The sequence below is a fragment of the Myxococcus xanthus genome (assembly GCF_013116825.1).
GTDB lineage: Bacteria > Myxococcota > Myxococcia > Myxococcales > Myxococcaceae > Myxococcus > Myxococcus xanthus_B.
On record NZ_JABFNS010000098.1, the window covers coordinates 1 to 17,933 of the forward strand.

The following is a 17,933-nucleotide window of genomic DNA, read 5'->3' on the forward strand; positions in this document are numbered from 1 at the left end:
CGTTAGCGCATGGGGTGGGGGACTGGCCCGGAACTGAACCAGTCCCCCTGGACCTTCGCTACATGCACACGTAGGGAGGGCACGGCGTGCAGTAGTAGCTGCCGAACTGCTCGCAGCTGTCCGCACCCGAGATGCTCTCCAGGACCTCGTCGCTCAATTCCAGCTCGGCGGCGGGGTTGGCGGGCAGGGCCGCGCGCTCCTCCGACGACAGGCTGTTGAAGTACTCGGGGTCACGCCACGCACGGAGGATGTGTTCCTTCTTGCTCATGACTGCTCCTGGACAGGAAAGGGGTGGCGAATCAGAGACAGTGCCGCGGCGGGCACGGCGTGCACTGGGCGCTGGACTGGCCGGGCAGGCAGAAGTCTCCGCCAGTGATGACCTCCAGGAGGTCGTCCCCCAACTCCAGCTCGGCGGCGGGGTTGGCGGGCAGGGCCGCGCGCTCCTCCGACGACAGGCTGTTGAAGTACTCGGGGTCACGCCACGCGCGGAGGATGTGGTCCTTCTTCTGGCTCATGACAGCTCCTGGTTGCGGCTGGAGGGACGGCCATCCGGGGTGCCCAGCCCTTCACCTCGGACGATTCGTGGAGGCGCGACCGTCAGCAGCGAGGGCAACCGCTCCGGCATGGCCAGCCGCGCCAGTCCGTAGGCGATGCCCGCCAGGCCCACCATCATGCCCGGCGTCTCCGTGCTGCCTTGCAGGCCGAAGAGGTAGCCGTGCTCGGAGATTCCGCGCAGGATGCCGCCCGCCACCGCGTTCGTGCGCTCCCGGAGCTTCGAGTCCCCGAGCGTGGCCGCCGCTTCCAACAGGAAGTCCGCGTTGCCCAGGTCTCCGTGGCACAGACCATGGTTGCGGCCGAAGCCCCTCGCCAGGGTGGAGTCCAGCGCGATGGCAATCTCCTCGCGCACCGCTGCGTCGTCCACGAAGGGCAGCCCAGACAGTCGCGCCAAGCCGATGCCGGGGGCTCCGGTGCACCATGCCCAGAGGAAGTGTTCCGTTCCCTCCGCCGCCGCCAGTTCCTTCGCGCCCGCGCGCAGGTCGGGCCAGTTGCGCTCCTCGGGTGTGTAGAGCCCGCGCTCGTACTCCATGCCGGCCACCGCGGCGTCACGCAGGCGTGTGTCGCCCGTCCGCGCGAACAGCCGAAGCAGCGCCAGGCTGATGCCGGCGGCTCCGTGCGCCATGCCCGCGAGGTAACGGTTTCCGGCGGCTTCGCAGAGCCACGCCGCGCCTCGGGCCTGAGGCGTGGACGTCTCCAGCAGCCGCTGACCGCAGGCGTCCACCGTGGCCCACAACGTGTCTGACGGGCGGTGCTCACCGAGCACCAGCAGCGCCAGGAGGCAGCCCGCGGCGCCCGCGCCCACGTCCAGCACCGTGTCCTTCTCCACCAGGGGCCGCAGCCGCCGCACGTAACCCGCGGCCTCGTCCAGGAGCGCATCGTCCTTCCACAGCACGCCCAGGTGCGTCAGCGCGTAGAGGATGCCGCCCCAGCCATTGAGGATGCCCAGCCCCACCACGCTGGCGGGCTCCTCCGCCAGGAGGCGTGCCTGGGTGCGCAGCGTGGCCCGCGCCAGCCGCGTGAAGCGCGCGTCTTGCGTGATGTCCCCCAGGTAGCCCAGCGCGAGCGCGATGCCCGCGCGCCCCTGGAACACGTCCGGCCCCGGAGAACCGAGCCGCCAGCCGCCGTCTCCCGCATCCAGGCCAAGCCAGTGCGCTTCATCGCGGCGCTCGAAGGCCAATGGCAGCAGCCGTTCGCCCGCGCGTCGTGCTTCCGCGAGCAACGCGTCGCCGAGGCCGGGCTGGGGGTGCTTCCGGAAGGGATACGTCGGACGCGCCACCGTCTGCGAGCTCAGCAGCAGGACATCCAGCGAGCGCTCCAGCACCCAGCGCTGCCGCGTCTGGTCCTCTGGCGACAGCCCCTCCAGCCGGCGGCGCACGCGCGCCATGCCCGTCTCCTGGAAGAAGTCCGGCAGGCGCTGGCCCGAGCCCGCCTCCAGGTCCTTCGAGTCGGCGCGCGCGGTGAAGTACGGCAGGTCTCCCCGCTCCAACTGCTCCGTCTCCAGGGGCACGAGCGCCGCGAAGTCCGGGGCAGGCACCACGACGCGCCACAGGTGGTCGAAGAAGCGTTGGCGCTCGAGCCCATCCGTCAGCGCGTGCGGGTGGTAGCTCTCGAAGAGGAGCGCGCCGTACACCGCCGTGTTGCGGAAGAGGACGCGCATGGGCACGTGCGCGAAGGCGGCCAGCGGCCCGTCGTCGGCGAGCAGCGCCTCGCGGTGCTCCAGTAGCAGGCCGTACATGCGGGTGAGGCCGTCAACCAGCGCGTCGCGGTAGTCCAGCACCGGCGCGGCTTCGCCCTCCAGGCGCGGCAGGTTGTTGGACCCGGGCAGCTCCACCGGCCGCCGCTCGAAGCGCATCCGGTCCGTTCCTCGCTCCGTCGTCATCAAGTAGGCCTGCGGCGTGAGCTGACCTGCCCGAGCGCTCAGCCCGCTCAGGTCCACACCGGCCTTCTTGCGCGTGCCCCAGAACTGCTGCGGCAGCAGCCCGCTGCGGAGCACGGACACCGGCGGCGCCTCCACCGCGTGCTCGGAGTCTCGAAGCGTGCGCGTGCCCGACAGCGGGTGGAAGAGCGTCTCCACGTCCACCAGCACCGGGTGCTCTCCGGCGGCGATGAGGTTCTCGAAGTGCAGGTCCGTGCCGTCCAACGCGTGCATCAGCGCGACGTAGGCGCCCTGGCGTTCGTAGAAGCGCCGGACCTCCTCCGCTGACGCGCACGGCGCGGGGGCCACGTACTCCATCCATCCGTACTCGCCTCGGTCCAGCGCCTCCGCGCCCTTCATCGTAGGCGTGGCGCCGCGCGCGTTGAGCCACGTGAGGAGCTGTTGGAGCCCGGCCTCTGCTCCCAGTGAGCGCGGCTTGTAGACAATCCGCAGCCCGGACTCGAAGCGGAGGATGAAGACGCCCTGGCCGCCCCGGTGCGGGTCGGAGAAGCCGCCGCGTGCCTCCACCAGCGCGCCGGGGAACTGGTCCGCGTTGAACCGCTGCCAGAGCAGGGGCGCGTCTCGCGTCAGCCGCTTCATCAGCCCCAGACAGTTGGATTCCCACTCCGCGATGCGCAGGACGACGCAGCGGGCCAGCACCGGGTATCGCTCCAGGATGTCCAGGGCGACCCGCGGCTGGCGCAGCCGTCTCGTGAAGTCCTGGAAGCGGGCCTCCGGGGTGTCTCCCGCGAGCAGTCCCTCCAACTGGGCGGCGTGGAGCTCCACCACCATGGCACGGCCCAGGACCGGTGCCAGCACCTGGGGCAGGTGGCCCAGCATCGTGGAGACGACGACGCTCGGCTCCAGGTCGAGCCCAGGCGCGGCGTGCTTCATCAGCTTCAGCGCGGCGGTGAGCTGCGTCACGGCGTGCGACACCAGCGGCTCCACCAGCGGCAGGAAGGCCGAGCGGTCCGGGCCCTCCGTGCGCTCGGGCCAGGGGACGGGCGCGTGCGAGGGCTCCGCGTAGGTGTGCTCCAGCACCTGCACCCAGTGGGGGACTTCAGCAGGCGTGGTCCAAGGCGCCCCGGTGGGTATCTCCAGCAGCGTGAGCAGCTCCGCCTCGGTCAGCCCCGACGATTGCAGTCTGCGCTGCCACCAATCCGCGTGTCCGAAGGGCTCCTGCTGACGCCATGCATCCAATCGCTTGCGCGCCGCAGCGGAGCTGTCTTGTTGCGTCGTATTGGCTTTGAGAGTGAATTCGGCCCGCTCGGTGAGTGTGGTTGCCCGTGCCCAGCGTGCGAACCGCGATGGAGCGTCGGCTCTCGGCGTCGCCTCGTCCTGCCTCTGCGTGATTTCCACGCGTCCTCTCGTTCCTGGGCAAAACCCGGTGAGCTGGCTTCGTTGGAGTAGCAGGGAGATGACTGTGATACAGGTAAGTCATTTCATCTTTGCCTGTCAATGCTGGGCGCCCGTGGTCGTCTGGCATGCAATCCACGCGGGACGGTGGGAGGGATTTGTACAACGCCCGCATCAACGGCAGTGGCGCGGGCGGTGGGCCGCTGGCGTTGTAGTTTTCCCAAGCAGGGCTTCAGGTGCTGGCCAACAGCTTCAGGAGCGCGGCCCCCCTCGTCCGCCGCATCCAGGCGGGGGATTTCGCCTGCGCTGGGGCAGGGGGAGGCCGCCTGCCACGCGACGGTGCGCGCTCATGGCCGTTGCGCGATGCATTCTCGGGGCGTAGGGAAGCAACGCCCCATGTCCGCCACCGCCCAACTGCTCGAAACCGTCCGGAAGGAAGCCAAGCCGGGAATCTGGTCCAACGGCGTGAACCTCGCCCGCTCCGGAGCCGTGGTGCTCCAGTCCCAGAAAGGGGGCGAGCTGGAGCTGAGGGTCCGCGCCAAGGGGCGCCCGGTCGCCCTCACGGTCGTCCTGTATCCGAACGACGACGCCTGGGAGTGCGACTGCCCCAGCCAGGTGGACCCCTGTGAGCACGTGGTGGCGGCGGCCATCTCCATCCAGCAGGCGGAGAAGCAGGACGCGCCCATGGAGACGGTGGCCACGCGCTGGGCCCGTGTCGTCTACCACTTCACTCGCGTGGACGGCGGCCTGGAGCTGCGCCGCTCCATCGTCCAGGTGGACGGCACGGAGACGCCGCTGGAGGGCAGCCTGACGTCGTTGATGGCCCGGCCCGCGGAGGCTGCGAAGCTCCAGGTGGAGAACGCGGACCTGCTGGCCGACCGCATCCTGGAGCAGCGGCGCACGCGCGGCACCCTGGCGCCGGAGACGCTGGAGGCGGTGCTCAAGGTGCTGGAGTCGGCGCGCAACGTGCTGCTCGACGGGCGCCCGGTGGCGGTGTCCGACGAGCAGGTGCTGCCACGCGCGGTGGTGGAGGACCGCAGCGGCCAGATCGTGGTGACGGTGAGCAAGGACCCGCGCGTCCAGGAGGTGGTCAGCCCCGGGGTGGCGCTCGCGAGCGATACGCTGGTCCGCCTGGGCGAGACGTCCATGTCCGGCCCCTGGTTGCAGCACCTGCCCATCGTCCGCACGTACTCAGCGGACCACCTGGGGGACCTCACCTCCAAAATCATGCCCGAGCTGGGGCGCCGCCTGCCGGTGGAGGTCCGCAGCAAACGGCTGCCGCGCCTGGACCGCGAGCTGAAGCCGCGCATCCTGCTGGAGCTGAACCAGCTCGACGCCGGCCTGTCTGTGCTGCCCACGCTCGTCTACGGCGCGCCGCCGGTGGTGCGCATCGACAACGGGCGCATGGTGTACCTGCGCGGCGCGGTGCCGCTGCGCGACGAGGCCGCCGAGCAGCGCCTCATCCACCAACTGCGCGACGAGCTGAACCTCGTGCCCGGCCGCCGGCTGACGGTGCAGGGCTCGGAGATGGTGCGCTGGGCCGACAAGCTGCGGCGTTGGCGCGGCGACCTCGCCGGTGACGCGGCGGGGCTGGTGAGCCCCGACGTCAAGCTGCGCCCGTCGCTCCACCTGGAGTCCAGCGTCACGGGGCAGGGCGTCCCCGACGTGCGCTTCCAGCTCTCCTTCCAGGTGGAGGGGGCCAGGGGCGAGGTCAAGGACGTGGACGCCGCCGCCGTCATCCGGGCGTGGACGGAGGGGCTGGGGCTGGTGCCGCTGGACGGTGGTGGCTGGGCGCCGCTGCCCCGCGCCTGGCTGGACAAGCACGGTCAGCGCGTGGCGGACCTGCTCAACGCGCGGCAGGAGGATGGGAAGGTCTCCAACCACGCGCTGCCGGAGCTCACGGCGCTGTGCGAGACGCTGGAGCAGCCGCCTCCGCCGGGCCTGGACCGGCTGGCGCCGCTCATCTCCGGCTTCGAGAAGCTGCCCCCACCCGAGCTGCCCGCGGAGCTCAACGCCACGCTGCGCCAGTACCAGCTCCAGGGCGTCAGCTGGCTGGGCTTCCTGCGCGGCGCGGGGCTGGGCGGCATCCTGGCGGACGACATGGGTCTGGGGAAGACGCTCCAGACGATTTGCGCCCTGGGGCCCGGATCGCTGGTGGTGTGCCCCACCAGCGTGTTGCCCAACTGGGCCGCGGAGCTGAAGCGCTTCCGCCCGTCGCTCAAGGTGTGCGTGTACCACGGGCCCGGCCGCGCGCTGGAGCCGTCCGCCGACGTGACGCTCACCACCTACGCCATCATGCGCCTGGACGCGGCGGTGCTCGGCGCGAAGACGTGGGACTCGCTGGTGCTGGACGAGGCGCAGGCCATCAAGAATCCGGACAGCCAGGTGGCGCGCGCGGCCTTCGGGCTCAAGGCGAACTTCCGGCTCGCGCTCAGCGGCACGCCGCTGGAGAACCGGCTGGAGGAGCTGTGGAGCCTCATGCACTTCACCAACCCGGGCCTGCTCGGGGGGCGCAAGCACTTCGAGGACAAGATTTCGCGGCCCATCTCCGAGGGCCGGCAGGACGCGGCCGAGGGGCTGCGGCGCCGCATCCGCCCCTTCGTGCTCCGGCGTCTGAAGCGGGACGTCGCGCCCGAGCTGCCGCCGCGCATCGAGTCCGTCATGCACGTGCAGATGGATGAGCGTGAGCGCTCCGTCTACGACGCGGTGATGGCGGCCACGCGCAAGGAAGTGGTGGCGCTGCTGAACGAGGGCGGAAGCGTGCTCAAGGCGCTGGAGGCCCTGCTGCGGCTGCGTCAGGCCGCGTGTCACCCCGCGCTCGTTCCGGGCCAGCGGGCCAACACGTCATCCAAGGTGGAGACGCTGGTGGACGCGCTGGAGACGGCCGTTTCGGAAGGCCACAAGGCGCTCGTCTTCTCTCAGTGGACGTCGCTGCTGGACCTCATCGAGCCGCGCCTGAAGGCGGCGGGCATCGGCTTCGGCCGCCTGGACGGCACCACGGCCAACCGCGGCGAAGTCACCGAGCGCTTCCAGTCCCAGGAGGGCGAGCCGGTGCTGCTCATGTCTCTCAAGGCGGGCGGCACGGGCCTCAACCTCACGGCGGCGGACCACGTCTTCCTGGTGGACCCGTGGTGGAACCCGGCGGCGGAGGCGCAGGCCGCGGACCGCGCCCACCGCATTGGCCAGGAGCGCACGGTGATGGTGTACCGGCTCGTGTCCCAGGGCACCGTGGAGGAGCGCATCCTGGGGCTCCAGGAGAAGAAGCGGGCCATCTTCGAGGCGGCCCTGAGCGAGGCCGCCGCCGCGACGGCCATCACCCGGGAAGACCTGCTCGAACTCTTCTCGTGACGCGTGCAGTCCTTCTCTTCGCAGTGGGGTTCCTCACGATGCTTCCCGAATCCGCCGACGCCCGGCCCCAGGCCGCCGCCACGCTGCACGCGCTCATCCAGCAGGAGTGGCAGTACCAGTTGGAGCACAGCCCGACGTACGCATCGGTGCAGGGCGACCGGCGCTGGAACGGCCGCTGGGATGACCTGAGCCTCGAGGCCATCGCGGCGGACCACCAGCACAACCTCCAGGTGCTCGCGAAGCTGAAGACGGTGGACCGCGAGGCGCTCTCCGCCGCGGACCAGCTCAACTACGACCTGTTCCGCCGCGACTACGAGACGTGGGTGGAGGAGCACCGCTTCAAGACGTACCTGATGCCGGTGAACCACATGGGCGGCATCCCGGAGGGCATCAAACAGCCGCCGGGCGTGCAGACGGCCTATCAGCTCGCGGACAACCTGCGCTTCGAGACGGTGAAGGACTACGAGGACTGGGTTGCCCGGCTCCAGGGCTTCGGCACCTACGTGGACCAGGTGCTGGCGCTGCTGCGCGAGGGACTGCGTGAGAAGCGCATCCACCCCCAGGTCGTCCTCCAGCGGATTCCGCCGCAGGTGGCGAAGCAGCTCGTGGCGGACCCGGCGGACAGCGGCTTCTTCGCGCCGTTCCGCCGCTTCCCCAAGGGCATTGCCTCCGCGGAGCAGCAACGCCTGTCCGCGGCGGGCCGCGCGGCGATTTCGCAGGGCGTGCTCCCCGCGCTGAAGCGCTTCCACCAGTTCCTCACCGAGGCGTACGTCCCGAAGGGCACGGAGGCGGTGGGCATCTGGCAGTTGCCCGACGGCGCGGAGCTGTACGCCTTCCTCGCGCGCAAGTTCACCACCACCGGCCTGGGCGCGGAGGAGATTCACGCGCTCGGCCTGGCCGAGGTCCAGCGCCTGCGCGCGGAGATGGAGGCGGTGAAGGCCCAGACGGGCTTCAAGGGCACGCTGGCGGAGTTCTTCCGCTTCCTGCGGACGGATGCGCGCTTCTATGCGCGGGACGGGGACGAGCTGCTGATGCGCTACCGGGCCTTGTCCAAGCGCATCGACCCGTCGCTGGTGCGCCTGTTCAAGACGCTGCCCCGGCAGCCCTATGGCGTGGAGCCGACGCCGGAGGCCATGGCTCCGGACGCGACCACCGGCTTCTATTACCCAGGGGCGTCGGATGGCTCACGGCCGGGCACGTACCTGGTGAACCTGTACCGGCCAGAGACTCGTCCCCTGTGGGAGATGGTGCCGCTCACGCTGCACGAAGCCGTACCCGGTCACCACCTGCAGACGGCCCTGGCCGCCGAGCAACCCGGCCTGCCCGAGTTCCGTCGCTATGGCTACTACGTGGCCTATGGCGAAGGCTGGGCGCTCTACTGCGAGACGCTGGGCGACGAGCTGGGTCTGTACGCCAGCCCGTACGACAAGTTCGGCCAGCTGGCCTACGACATGTGGCGCGCGGTGCGGCTCGTCGTCGACACCGGCATGCACGTGAAGAAGTGGACGCGGCAGCAGGCGCTCGACTTCTTCATGGAGAACTCGCCGCGTCAGGAGCTGGACACCACCAACGAGATTGACCGCTACATCGCCTGGCCGGGGCAGGCGCTGGCGTACAAGGTAGGGCAGCTCAAGATTCGCGAGATGCGCACACGCGCGGAGCAGGCCCTGGGCCCGGGCTTCGACGTGCGCGAGTTCCACGACGTCGTGCTGCTCGACGGCTCCCTGCCGCTGGACGTCCTCGAGGCGCGAGTGCAGGGGTGGGTCCAGGCGCGGCAGCGTGGGGCCGCCGCGCCCAATCCTCAGCGGGCGGACTGAGGCGCGCGCGGCGTCACGGCGCGGGCGCGGCTGTCGTCAGCCGGCCATGCTTCTTCATCACCTGGATGAGCCGTTCCTGGGGCAGTCCGAAGACGCGGCTGCCCTCCGCGCCCGCCATCGTGTCGGAGGCCAGCATCGAGTTGAGGATGGCCTCCTGCGTGGCCTGGATGGTGGCCTCGAAGAGCGGCGTCATCCGCTCGTTGTCGAGCGTGGACACGCGGGCCACGGCCGTGTCCGCGGGCGGCTTCAGGCGCTGCGTGGAGAAGGCCACGAAGATGTCGCCGGAGGAGTTGCCCCCCAGGCCTCCCATCTTCCCGATGCCCAGCGGCACGCGCTTCGCCAGTCGCTCCAGTTGATGCGGCAGCAGCGGTGCGTCTGTCGCGACCACCACGATGATGGAGCCGGCGCCCTCGGGCGTTCGAGGCAGGGTGTCGCCGCGCGACGCCGAGCAGGCTGGCAAGTCCTTGAAGATGCCAGGGCTCGGCTTCTTGGGCCCGGTGTAGCAGGGGCGCAGGTCGTTGATCTCCTCGCCCACCGGCACGCCCTCCACGGTGAAGAGGTGGCGCGCGCCGTAGTTGCACTGCAACAGCACGCCCACGGTGTAGCCGCCCTCCGACTCGGGCAGCTTGCGCGACGCCGTGCCGATGCCGGCCTTGAAGCTGTGGCACACCATCCCCGTGCCGCCGCCCACCGAGCCCTCCGCGACGGGACCGCTCTTGGCGCTGTCGAGCGCGCGGTGGGCGTGCGAGGCCTTCACGTGGAAGCCGTAGATGTCATTCAGCAGGCCATCCCACGTCTCCGCGACGATGGGCAGCCCCAGCTCCCACTCCAGCCCTCGCTTCATCGCCCAGGCGATGACGGAGTCGCGCACGGTGCCCACGTCATTGGTGTTGGTGAGCATGACGGGGCCCGCGAGCTGGCCGGACTCGGTGAGCCAGTGGGAGCCCGTCATCTCGCCATTGCCGTTGAGGGCGTAGATGGCGGCGAAGACGTCCTCGGACACGCCGTCCTTGCCGCGAGGCAGCACGGCGGTGACGCCGGTGCGCACCGCGCCCTTGCCGCGCGGGCCGCGGGGGTCACCCGAAATCAGCGTCGTGTGGCCCACCTCCACGCCGGACACGTCGGTGATGGCGTTGTTCGGGCCGGATTGGCCGCCGAAGGTGATGCCCAGGTCGCGCGCGCGGGGCCTCGCCTGGGTGGACTGTGCTTCCGCTGGAAGGGAGCCCAGCAACAGACAGGACACGACGCCCAGGCACAAAGGGAGACGGAACAGGTTCATTGCGCGTCGTCATATCGCGATCCGCTTCAGAACCCCAACGGGGGGGCCGTCTGGCCATGTCCGTTGGGGACCTGCCAGTATCTCCTTGAGTCCCCTCACCGTCGGGAGGCTGTCGGGCTGCACATGGCCGAACACGAAGACCTTGATGCGTTGTGGCGCAAGGCGCGGCCGGATGACCTCGCCTCGCTGCGGCGGCTGGATACCGCGCTGGTTCGCTTCGGCTACCAGGTGGAAGGAAAGACGGTGCGCGAGTGGATTGCCGCGCTCGCCGGAGACCGCATCCGCTGGTTTGACGGCAGGGATGCACATGACCGCGTGTGCCAGGCGGGGCTCGCGGCGGTGCCCGCGCTCATCGAGGCCCTGGCGCGAGCGGACCAGGAGGCTTCGTGGCAGGCCACGCGCAACATGCTCGGGCAGTGTGTCGCGGCGCTGGGTACCATCGACCCGCTCCCCACCTGCGCGATTCCGGCGCTCCTCGCCGTGCTCCGTCAGCCCGTGGCGCGGGTCCGGCGAATGGCGTTGGCGGTGCTGACGCGCATGCGCCCACGCGCCACCCCCATGGCCCTGCGCGCCGTCCTGCCGTGTCTCAAGGAGCGGGGCGACACGCCGACGCGGATGCACGCGGCGCAGGTGCTGGCGGCGATGCAGGACCCGTTGCCGGACGAGGTTCGCGTCGCCGCGCTATCGCTGATCGGTGATGCCCACCGCGCGGTGCGCCGGGAGGGGCTCCATGTCCTCGCTCGCTTTCCGCGCGACGAAGGGGTCCTCACCGCGCTGGAGGAGCAGGCGATTCTGGACGATGAGAATCGGAACGAGGCCCTGCGCGTGCTGTCGCTGCTGGCGCCGGCCCGAGCGATTCCAAGACTGCTCGAAGTGGCGAGTAGCGCGAGGTCGCGCCGGCAAGAAGACGGGCCGCCTCCGCCTTCCTGGCGGGGCCCGCTCGGTGAGACGCGACGGCTCGAAGATGGGAAGCGAGCCCTCCTGTTCATCGCCCGGCTGGGCGTCCAGGGCGCGGAGGCCCTGGCATCGCTCGACGCGCTCCGGGCCGTCGAGGTCCTGGCGCCCTATGTGGACGCCGTCATGGACGACATCACGCGCGCGGTCCTGCGACAGCAAGCGCCGCCCTTGAGGACGGACCGTTTCCAGGAGCCGCTCTGCGCCGCGCTCTTGGCGGACGTGGCGTGGCCCGTCGAGCACACCGAGGAGCCGTCCCTGGCGCTGCGGCAGTGGCTCGAGTCCCTGGCCGCCTTCGGTACGGAGGTGGCGGTGCGCGTGGCGCTCGCCGCCGCGAGGCGTGTGCTGGGGCTGTGGGAATCCCAGGACCCGAACAACGACTGGTCGCGCCGCGCCGTCATGGCCATGGACCGCTGGCTCTGTGAGCCCTCGGAGGAGCACGCGGCACAGGTGGCCGAGGTGGGGAACTTCACCCCCAGCCAGTTCTGCGCGCCGGATGCCTTCTCCGCCGCCTGGTCGGTGAACTACGCCTGCGGGTGTGTCCCCCGTCCGTCCGCGTCCGTCGCGCCGCGCCCGCCGGACGTGGACCCCCTGGGCGCGTGCGTCCATGCCGCGTGCCGGGCGCTGAGCCGCCGGTCGGTCATCACCTTCGCGCTGGGCGCCAGCGAGGAGTCTCCGGAGCCGCTCAGCCCGCATGCGTCGGCACGCGAGGTCCATCGTGCCATCGTGGACGAGGTGCTGCCCTGGGCCTGTGGTGCCTGGGACCCCGTGAAGGACACGCCGCGGCTGCGCGAGGCGCTGCGCGCGGACGGCTGGCGCGTCCCCGGCGCGCGACTACGGGCGGCCGAGGAAGGTCGGCCGCCCGGGTTTCCTTGAGCAGCTTCAGGGCAGGCGCGCGTCGAGCCACGTCAGGTGCGCGTCGATCGTCTCCGCCACCACCTGCGCCTGGTCCGACGCGCTGGGGGCCGTGTAGGGATTGCCAATCTCCTTGTGCTGCCACTTCACCCAGGTCTGCTTGTACCAGCCCCAGTCGAGGTTGGTGCCCGTCGAAGGCGGGGTGCTGCCCGCGTAGCCGGAGAAGGCGCGGATGCCCGTGGCGGGAGCGACCTCCTGGCCTCCCACCACGTGGAAGATGTGGAGCCTGTCGCGGCGGGGGAACTGGGCCGTCAGGTTCGTGGCCCACGCGCCATAGAAGGTGCCCCAGGGCCGCACGGGGTTGTTGATCTTGCTGTCGAAGGTCCCCAGCTCGCCCTGGCTGTTGCGGCATACGCCGTCGAATGACGACACATAGATGGCGATGCCGTCGAGCGCCGTGTTCGCGCGGAGCGCTTGCGCCATGCGCATCATCAAGCAGCCACCGCGAGAGCTGCCCGCCAGGTAGATGGCGCGCGTCTCCGGACGGACCTGCGCCTGGAGCCAGTTCGAGAAGCCATTCACGATGCGCTGCTTCGTGTCGCTGTCGAACAGGTGGTCGAAGTTGGCGTCGTTGACGACGGACAGGTACGTCTTGCCGCTGGGAAACCAACCCAGGGCGCGCAGCTTCATGGCCAGCGAACGGCCGTCCAGGCTCACGTTGGGACAGGAGACACTGTCACAGGACGCATCCCAGTTGGAGGCCTGTCCGGTGACGCCGCTGGAGTGGCCGCTGCTCGAAATCTTCTGGCCCGCGGACATGAGGACCAGGGCCTCGCGCACGGCAGGCGCGTCCACCTCCGCGATGCGGATGTTGTGGAGCGCGCCGTCAAAAGCGCCCGCCGCGCGGAAGTGCTCGAACCCCGCCGCCGCCTGATAGGCCCCCGAGCCGTTCCTGGAGACGACACGGCGGGACACCACCGTCTGGCTGCTGCCGCTGGGATACGTCAGGGCCTGGGCCTGGGCGTCCAGCGCGCCCTCGGGTGCGGGCGTGGACGGGGCCGGCTCCAGGGGGCCCCCGCAGCCCGCGAGGGCGCCTGTGAGCAGCAGGGCCAGGTTCAGCCTGGAGAAGACACGACGAGCGACGCGTTCGGTGCGGACCATGGTGTGCTCCGAGGGCGGAGGGAGGTGCATCAGCACGTCCTGGGCACGCCCCCTGGGCCCAGGGCGAAGTCGAAATGCTCAGGGCACGCTCGCGGTGGCTCGGGCCAGGGCGAGCCACGAACGGCGCCGGCCCGGGTCCTCACCCAAGCGGGGGCTGTTGAGCGGGGCGTCCGGAAGCGCGCCGGCCGGGGACACGCCTTCACCGTCCCGGTGCTTGAGGATGCGGTGCTTCTGGTCGTCGGCAAGGAGAGACAACAGGGGCGCGCGCATGGCCGACTTCTAACTCACGGGACGGTGAATGTTGGCTGCTTTCCCAGTCTAGAAAGCCTCACCCACGTTCAAATAGAAGCTGGGTTCGTTTCCGTAGGCGATGTCGAGCCGGAGATTGACGGGAACGTCTGACATGGGGGCGAAGCGCAGCCCTATGCCAGCTGCGGGTTTGATGTCATGCAACTCGAAGTCGGGTGGGCTGCGCGCCACCGTCGCCGCGGAGACGAAGGCCACGCCGCCCAGTCGCCAGAAGAGGGGCGCGCGGTACTCAACCTGCGCACCCAGGTGCTGGCGCTCGCGGAAGCGCCCCTCCAGGTAGCCTCGGCTCAACTCCATCCCACCCAACCGTCCCGTGTCATAGAAGGGCGGTTCACCGTCGCGCAGCTCGACGAGCCCCTGCATCGCGAGAACGTGCCGTTGTCCCCACGGAAGTGTGAGGTAGCGCCGGACATCCAGCCGCAGCACATCGAAGGCGTAGCCGGAACTCCACGCGTCCCGGGCTCGGCGCAGGTTGAGCCGCGCCACCAGGCCTGTCAGCGGATTGAGCGTGTTGTCCCGTGAGTCATAAAGGGCGGTGAGCCCGAATTGAACCGTCGAACCGCCCTCGGCGCCCGTCATGCGCCGCACCGCCCCGTCCTCCGCTAGATAGGTGAAGCGCGCGCGCTGATAGCGAACGGTGGGGCCGACATAGAGGCGGGGAGCGATGCGCCACTTCGGACTCAGTTCAAGCTCGAAGAAGATGGGGGTGAAGTCCTCCTCGTCCTCCGCCCGCGTGCGCGCGCCCATGCCGAAGAAGCGGTCCGGGAAGCGCGCCGCGCTGGCGGTGGCCGTGAGGTTCAGCCGGTCGTCGAGCAGATTCACGTCCGGCTGGAGGAGGAGGGTGAACTGGCCACGGGTGCTCGCGGCGGCGGCCAGCATCACCTGGGACTCCCTGCCGCCTCGCGATGCCGGGGGCTGATAGATCAGCGATGCCGCGCCGCCCAGGAGGAAGCTCGTCTCCGGCTGGTAGGCGGGCAGCACGAAGGGGACGACGCTGAAGCGCCCCTCCGGTGCCTCCTCGGGAGTGGCCACGAGCAGGACGCCGAGCACAGCCGTGAGGAGCGGTGTCATGGCGGGGCCTCAGACGTTTTCGTCGAGCCAGTCGAACAGGCGCGCTTCGGCCAGCGCCGTGGACGCCGCCTGGCAGTGCAGGGGCGCGGCCTCTTTGTGGGTGAACATCATCAGGTGCTTGGGGCCCCGGAGCGCGTCGTAGAGCTTCTGGGATTGGCCCGGCGAGGCATCCTCCGCCTCGCCTTCCATGATGAGCACCGGGCAGCGGATGCGGTCGACGATGGCCTCGTTGGTGAACTCCTCCAGCTTGCGGAAGAGCTCCGACGGCGACCGGGCGCCATGCTTCCAGTACACGTCACGCAGCCAGTACTGGGCGGTGGGCCACCGGTCCGCGAGCGCGGTAATCGCCTGGTCGAACTGCTCCGGGTGTGACTTCAGCAGTGCCAGCGAGCCCGGGAGGAAGCGGTTGAAGTGCGCGCTGGTGGCCTCCCACCAGCTGAGGACGCCGGGGTTGGCGATGCACAGGGCGATGCGAGGCTCGAACGCCGCCGCCCGAGGCGCCAGGGCGCCGCCAAACGACAGGCCCATGAGGAGGATGCGGCGAGGGTCCACCCCGCTGATGCGTTCGGCCGCGTCCACCACGGGGCTGACGGCCTTCTCCCAATCCGGCCGGAAGCTCAGCCGGTGTTCCCGCAGCGAGCGGCCCTGGCCCGGGCCGTGGAACATGAGCACGTGGTAGCCGCGCCGGGTCGCGCCTTCCCAGACCCACTTCGTCTCCTCCGGCCAGGCATGCAGCCCCTGGTGGAGGAGGATGACGGGCGCGCTGGGCTTCGCGTGCGGCGAGCGCACGAAGTACGCCGCCAGCGTGGTGCCCTCGTAGGGGATGGCCAGCGGCTGCACGTCATAGCTGAGCAGTCCGTTCGACTTCTCGAAGGTGGTGGCCGCCTGACGCGTCACCTCGAGCGTCCGCGGGTCCTCCAGGTCCGTGTAGTGCATCGTCGCCGCGCGGTAGTAGTTCGCCGCGCGCGCGTAGGCCTGGCCGGCGCTCAGCAGGTGACCCTTGGACTCGGCGTTCTGGGCGTGGCCGTGGACCCGCCGCGCCGTCTGGGTCCACGCATCGAACCAGCTGCGCTCGTCCCCGGGCTGGATGCGGCTGGCCGTCTCCAGCACGTCCCCCACGTCGCTCTGGCCATGGGTGGCGTGGCCGAGGAACCAGAGCACCTGATTGTCCATCAGCCCGTCCCCCGTGAGGCGGATGTCGTACCAGGCGTTGCTTCGGGGGTTGATGCCCTGCACGTCCTTGGACACCGGTGCCAGCGCGCTTCGCAGCCCCAGCGCCGCCGCCGCGCCGCCGGCAAACAGCCCCGCTCCCATCAGCACGCCTCGTCGGGAGGGTCTTCCTGCGGTAGGTTCGCCTTCGGGCTTGAGCATGGGATTCAATCTCCTGGGTTAATCTGTTGATTGAATCAATAGATTTAAAGTTGCCCGCGCCTGTCAAGCGCCGGCGCGGACTCACGTTGTTTCAGGGGTTTGCAGGGATGGGGACCAAGGAGCAGGAGGCCCGGGAGCGCATTCTCCGGGCGACCATCGTGTGCATCGGGCGGGACGGACTGGATGCGACGGGCATCCGGGAGATTGCCCGCGAGGCGCAGGTGAACAGCGCGGCCATCAGCTACTACTTCCGGAGCAAGGAGAAGCTGGTTGCCCTGGCGCTGGAGCAGACGCTGGACCAGGCCTTCGGGAACGTCCTGGAGGACTTCGATCGGCTCCGGTTGGAGGGCCTGGGCATTCGCGAGGCGTTCGAGGCGCTGCTCGAGGACTTGATGAGCAACTCGCTGCGCTACCCGTACATCGCGCACGCGCACTTCCACGACGCGCTGGCCCATCAGCGCTACGACAGCTCCGCCATCCAGCGCCTCAATGCGTTCCTGGCCGAGCTGGCCGGGCGGCTGGCACCGGGGGCGCCACACCTGCCGGAGAACCGGCTGCGGATGGCGCTCACTCAGGTCTGGGCCTCCTTGAGCCTGCTGTCGATGATGCCCCGGCTGTTCGACCAGTTCATCCTGCTCGACTTCGGCACGCTCGACACGCGGCGCGCCTGGGTGCAGCAGGCGTCACGGCTCCTCTTCGTTCCCTGAGGGCCGTGTCACGCGTGGCTCGTCAGAACGCCGCGTCGTCCGCGCGCAGCCCTGGAGAGCTGGCCCAGGCCCAGCAGGCCACTGGATGCGGCCAGCGCATTCACCTGTCCCGCGGGCACCGCCGCGGCGCCACCGAAGACGACCACCGCCTTGCCAGCCCCAGTTGCGTCCCCTGCGCGAAGACATGCCGCGCGGGGGCCATTGGTGGCGTCCCACAGCGTCCAGCTGACGGTGAAGGTGCTGGCGGCCACCTGGGCGGGCGTGTCGCTGAGCGTGCCCGTGGCGGACAGCGTGAGGCCCGCCGGCGCCGTCCCCTCCGTGATGCTCCAGGTCAGGGGAGCGATGCCACCCGCGGCGGCCAGCGTCGTCGTGTACGCCCGGCTCACCGTGCCTTCCGGCAGGGCCTCGGTGGTGAGGCCAGGCGGCCCGTCCTGTCCGGCGTCCGCCCCCGCATCGGAGTCCGTTCCAGCGTCGGGGTTGTTTCCGGCGTCGACGATGACGCCACTGTCGCGGGCGTGGGGGGGTCCCCGCACGCGGTCAATAGGAGCAGGACGAGAAGAGGCACGAGTGCGCGGGAGGGCGACATGAACGACTCCAGCGCATGGAACGAAGCTCGAAGGACAGCGACGGTAGCCAATGGGGCGGACAGGCGCCCGCTGCCACGGCAGGACCGCCGCGCCCTCAGGTCGCGCCTTCGTCAATGACTGACTGGATTGTGGCCGCCAGCCAACGCTGGGTGGACGTGTCGAGCCCCGCTGAGAGCCGTTGGATGGGCAGCAGCCGCCCGCTGACGAGCAGGCCATTCCAGAGGATGTTGAGCCGGGCCGCGCGCCCCTCGCCATCCGGAGCGCCCAGCCAGCGGGCCAGGGGGGCGATGACCTGCTTCTGGAGCAGTTCGACGCTGATTGCGTGGGCTTCGGGGTCGGACGCCGACAGGATGAGCATCGCCAACGGACCCGAGGCGTCGTGTGCGCCGAGGAAGAGGGACACCACCGTCTCTCCAAACTGGCGCCTGTCTATCTGGAGCAACGGGCCGATATCGAGCACCTGCGCCAGCGTCTCCCGGTACAGCCCCTGCTTGGAGCCGAAGTAGCGGCCCACGAGCGAGGAGTTGACTCCGGCCAGCGCCGCGATGTCCCGCACCCCCGTGTTGGCGAAGCCCTGTGTGGAGAAGAGGGCCCGCGCGGCGGTCATCAGCGAGGTGCGTGTGCGTTCGGAGTCTCTTTGCCGAA

Annotated in this window: 14 protein-coding genes; 4 read left to right on the forward strand and 10 right to left on the reverse strand. The window is 70.1% G+C overall.

The genetic code is table 11. The annotated features are described in order from the left end of the window. Positions 1-58: 58 nt before the first annotated feature. From HNV26_RS25405 to HNV26_RS25415, 3 genes are read right to left on the reverse strand one after another with little or no spacing between them, the layout of a single operon-like run. Positions 59-268, reverse strand: coding sequence for a mersacidin/lichenicidin family type 2 lantibiotic (locus tag HNV26_RS25405; protein ID WP_011552916.1), 210 nt, complete (start codon positions 266-268; stop codon positions 59-61). Between the two features lie 31 nt (positions 269-299). Then, positions 300-515 (reverse strand): mersacidin/lichenicidin family type 2 lantibiotic, encoded by a 216-nt coding sequence (locus tag HNV26_RS25410; protein ID WP_011552917.1) that lies wholly within the window; start codon positions 513-515, stop codon positions 300-302. Then, a complete protein-coding gene (locus HNV26_RS25415) occupies positions 512-3,832 on the reverse strand; it encodes a type 2 lanthipeptide synthetase LanM family protein (protein WP_171443542.1) in 3,321 nt (1,106 codons plus the stop codon). The genes HNV26_RS25410 and HNV26_RS25415 overlap by 4 nt, the downstream gene beginning before the upstream one ends. Before the next feature lie 393 nt (positions 3,833-4,225). On the opposite strand from HNV26_RS25415, the gene HNV26_RS25420 reads away from it, so the two are divergent. Next, a complete protein-coding gene (locus HNV26_RS25420; protein ID WP_171443541.1) occupies positions 4,226-7,177 on the forward strand; it encodes a DEAD/DEAH box helicase in 2,952 nt (983 codons plus the stop codon). Then, a complete protein-coding gene (locus HNV26_RS25425) occupies positions 7,174-8,994 on the forward strand; it encodes a DUF885 domain-containing protein (protein ID WP_171443540.1) in 1,821 nt (606 codons plus the stop codon). Before HNV26_RS25420 ends, HNV26_RS25425 begins: the two co-directional genes overlap by 4 nt. A 13-nt stretch (positions 8,995-9,007) precedes the next feature. Here HNV26_RS25425 and HNV26_RS25430 read toward each other — a convergent pair whose 3' ends face one another. Beyond that, positions 9,008-10,273, reverse strand: a complete 1,266-nt coding sequence (locus HNV26_RS25430; protein ID WP_171443539.1) for a DmpA family aminopeptidase — start codon at positions 10,271-10,273, stop codon at positions 9,008-9,010. Between the two features lie 123 nt (positions 10,274-10,396). Here HNV26_RS25430 and HNV26_RS25435 point away from each other — a divergent pair, with 123 nt between their 5' ends. Then, positions 10,397-12,103 (forward strand): HEAT repeat domain-containing protein, encoded by a 1,707-nt coding sequence (locus tag HNV26_RS25435; protein WP_171443538.1) that lies wholly within the window; start codon positions 10,397-10,399, stop codon positions 12,101-12,103. A 6-nt stretch (positions 12,104-12,109) separates the two neighbouring features. Here the strand turns inward: HNV26_RS25435 and HNV26_RS25440 are convergent, their stop codons facing one another. The 4 genes from HNV26_RS25440 to HNV26_RS25455 form a co-directional block, all read right to left on the reverse strand. Beyond that, positions 12,110-13,243, reverse strand: coding sequence for a hypothetical protein (locus HNV26_RS25440; protein ID WP_253817017.1), 1,134 nt, complete (start codon positions 13,241-13,243; stop codon positions 12,110-12,112). A 78-nt stretch (positions 13,244-13,321) separates the two neighbouring features. After that, positions 13,322-13,513: a hypothetical protein gene (locus tag HNV26_RS25445; RefSeq protein ID WP_171443520.1), complete on the reverse strand. Its 192-nt coding sequence runs from the start codon at positions 13,511-13,513 to the stop codon at positions 13,322-13,324. Positions 13,514-13,561: 48 nt separating this feature from the next. After that, complete coding sequence (locus HNV26_RS25450) at positions 13,562-14,623, reverse strand: BamA/TamA family outer membrane protein (protein WP_171443536.1); 1,062 nt, start codon at positions 14,621-14,623, stop codon at positions 13,562-13,564. A gap of 9 nt (positions 14,624-14,632) precedes the next feature. Next, positions 14,633-15,994, reverse strand: coding sequence for an alpha/beta hydrolase family protein (locus tag HNV26_RS25455; RefSeq protein ID WP_253817018.1), 1,362 nt, complete (start codon positions 15,992-15,994; stop codon positions 14,633-14,635). A gap of 107 nt (positions 15,995-16,101) precedes the next feature. Here HNV26_RS25455 and HNV26_RS25460 point away from each other — a divergent pair, with 107 nt between their 5' ends. Beyond that, a complete protein-coding gene (locus HNV26_RS25460) occupies positions 16,102-16,701 on the forward strand; it encodes a TetR/AcrR family transcriptional regulator (RefSeq protein WP_171443534.1) in 600 nt (199 codons plus the stop codon). Positions 16,702-16,709: 8 nt separating this feature from the next. Here the strand turns inward: HNV26_RS25460 and HNV26_RS38610 are convergent, their stop codons facing one another. Together HNV26_RS38610 and HNV26_RS25470 are read right to left on the reverse strand one after the other, a co-directional pair. After that, positions 16,710-17,234: an Ig domain-containing protein gene (locus HNV26_RS38610; RefSeq protein ID WP_366816953.1), complete on the reverse strand. Its 525-nt coding sequence runs from the start codon at positions 17,232-17,234 to the stop codon at positions 16,710-16,712. A 148-nt stretch (positions 17,235-17,382) separates the two neighbouring features. Further along, a complete protein-coding gene (locus HNV26_RS25470) occupies positions 17,383-17,895 on the reverse strand; it encodes a TetR/AcrR family transcriptional regulator (RefSeq protein WP_171443533.1) in 513 nt (170 codons plus the stop codon). Positions 17,896-17,933 lie beyond the last annotated feature (38 nt).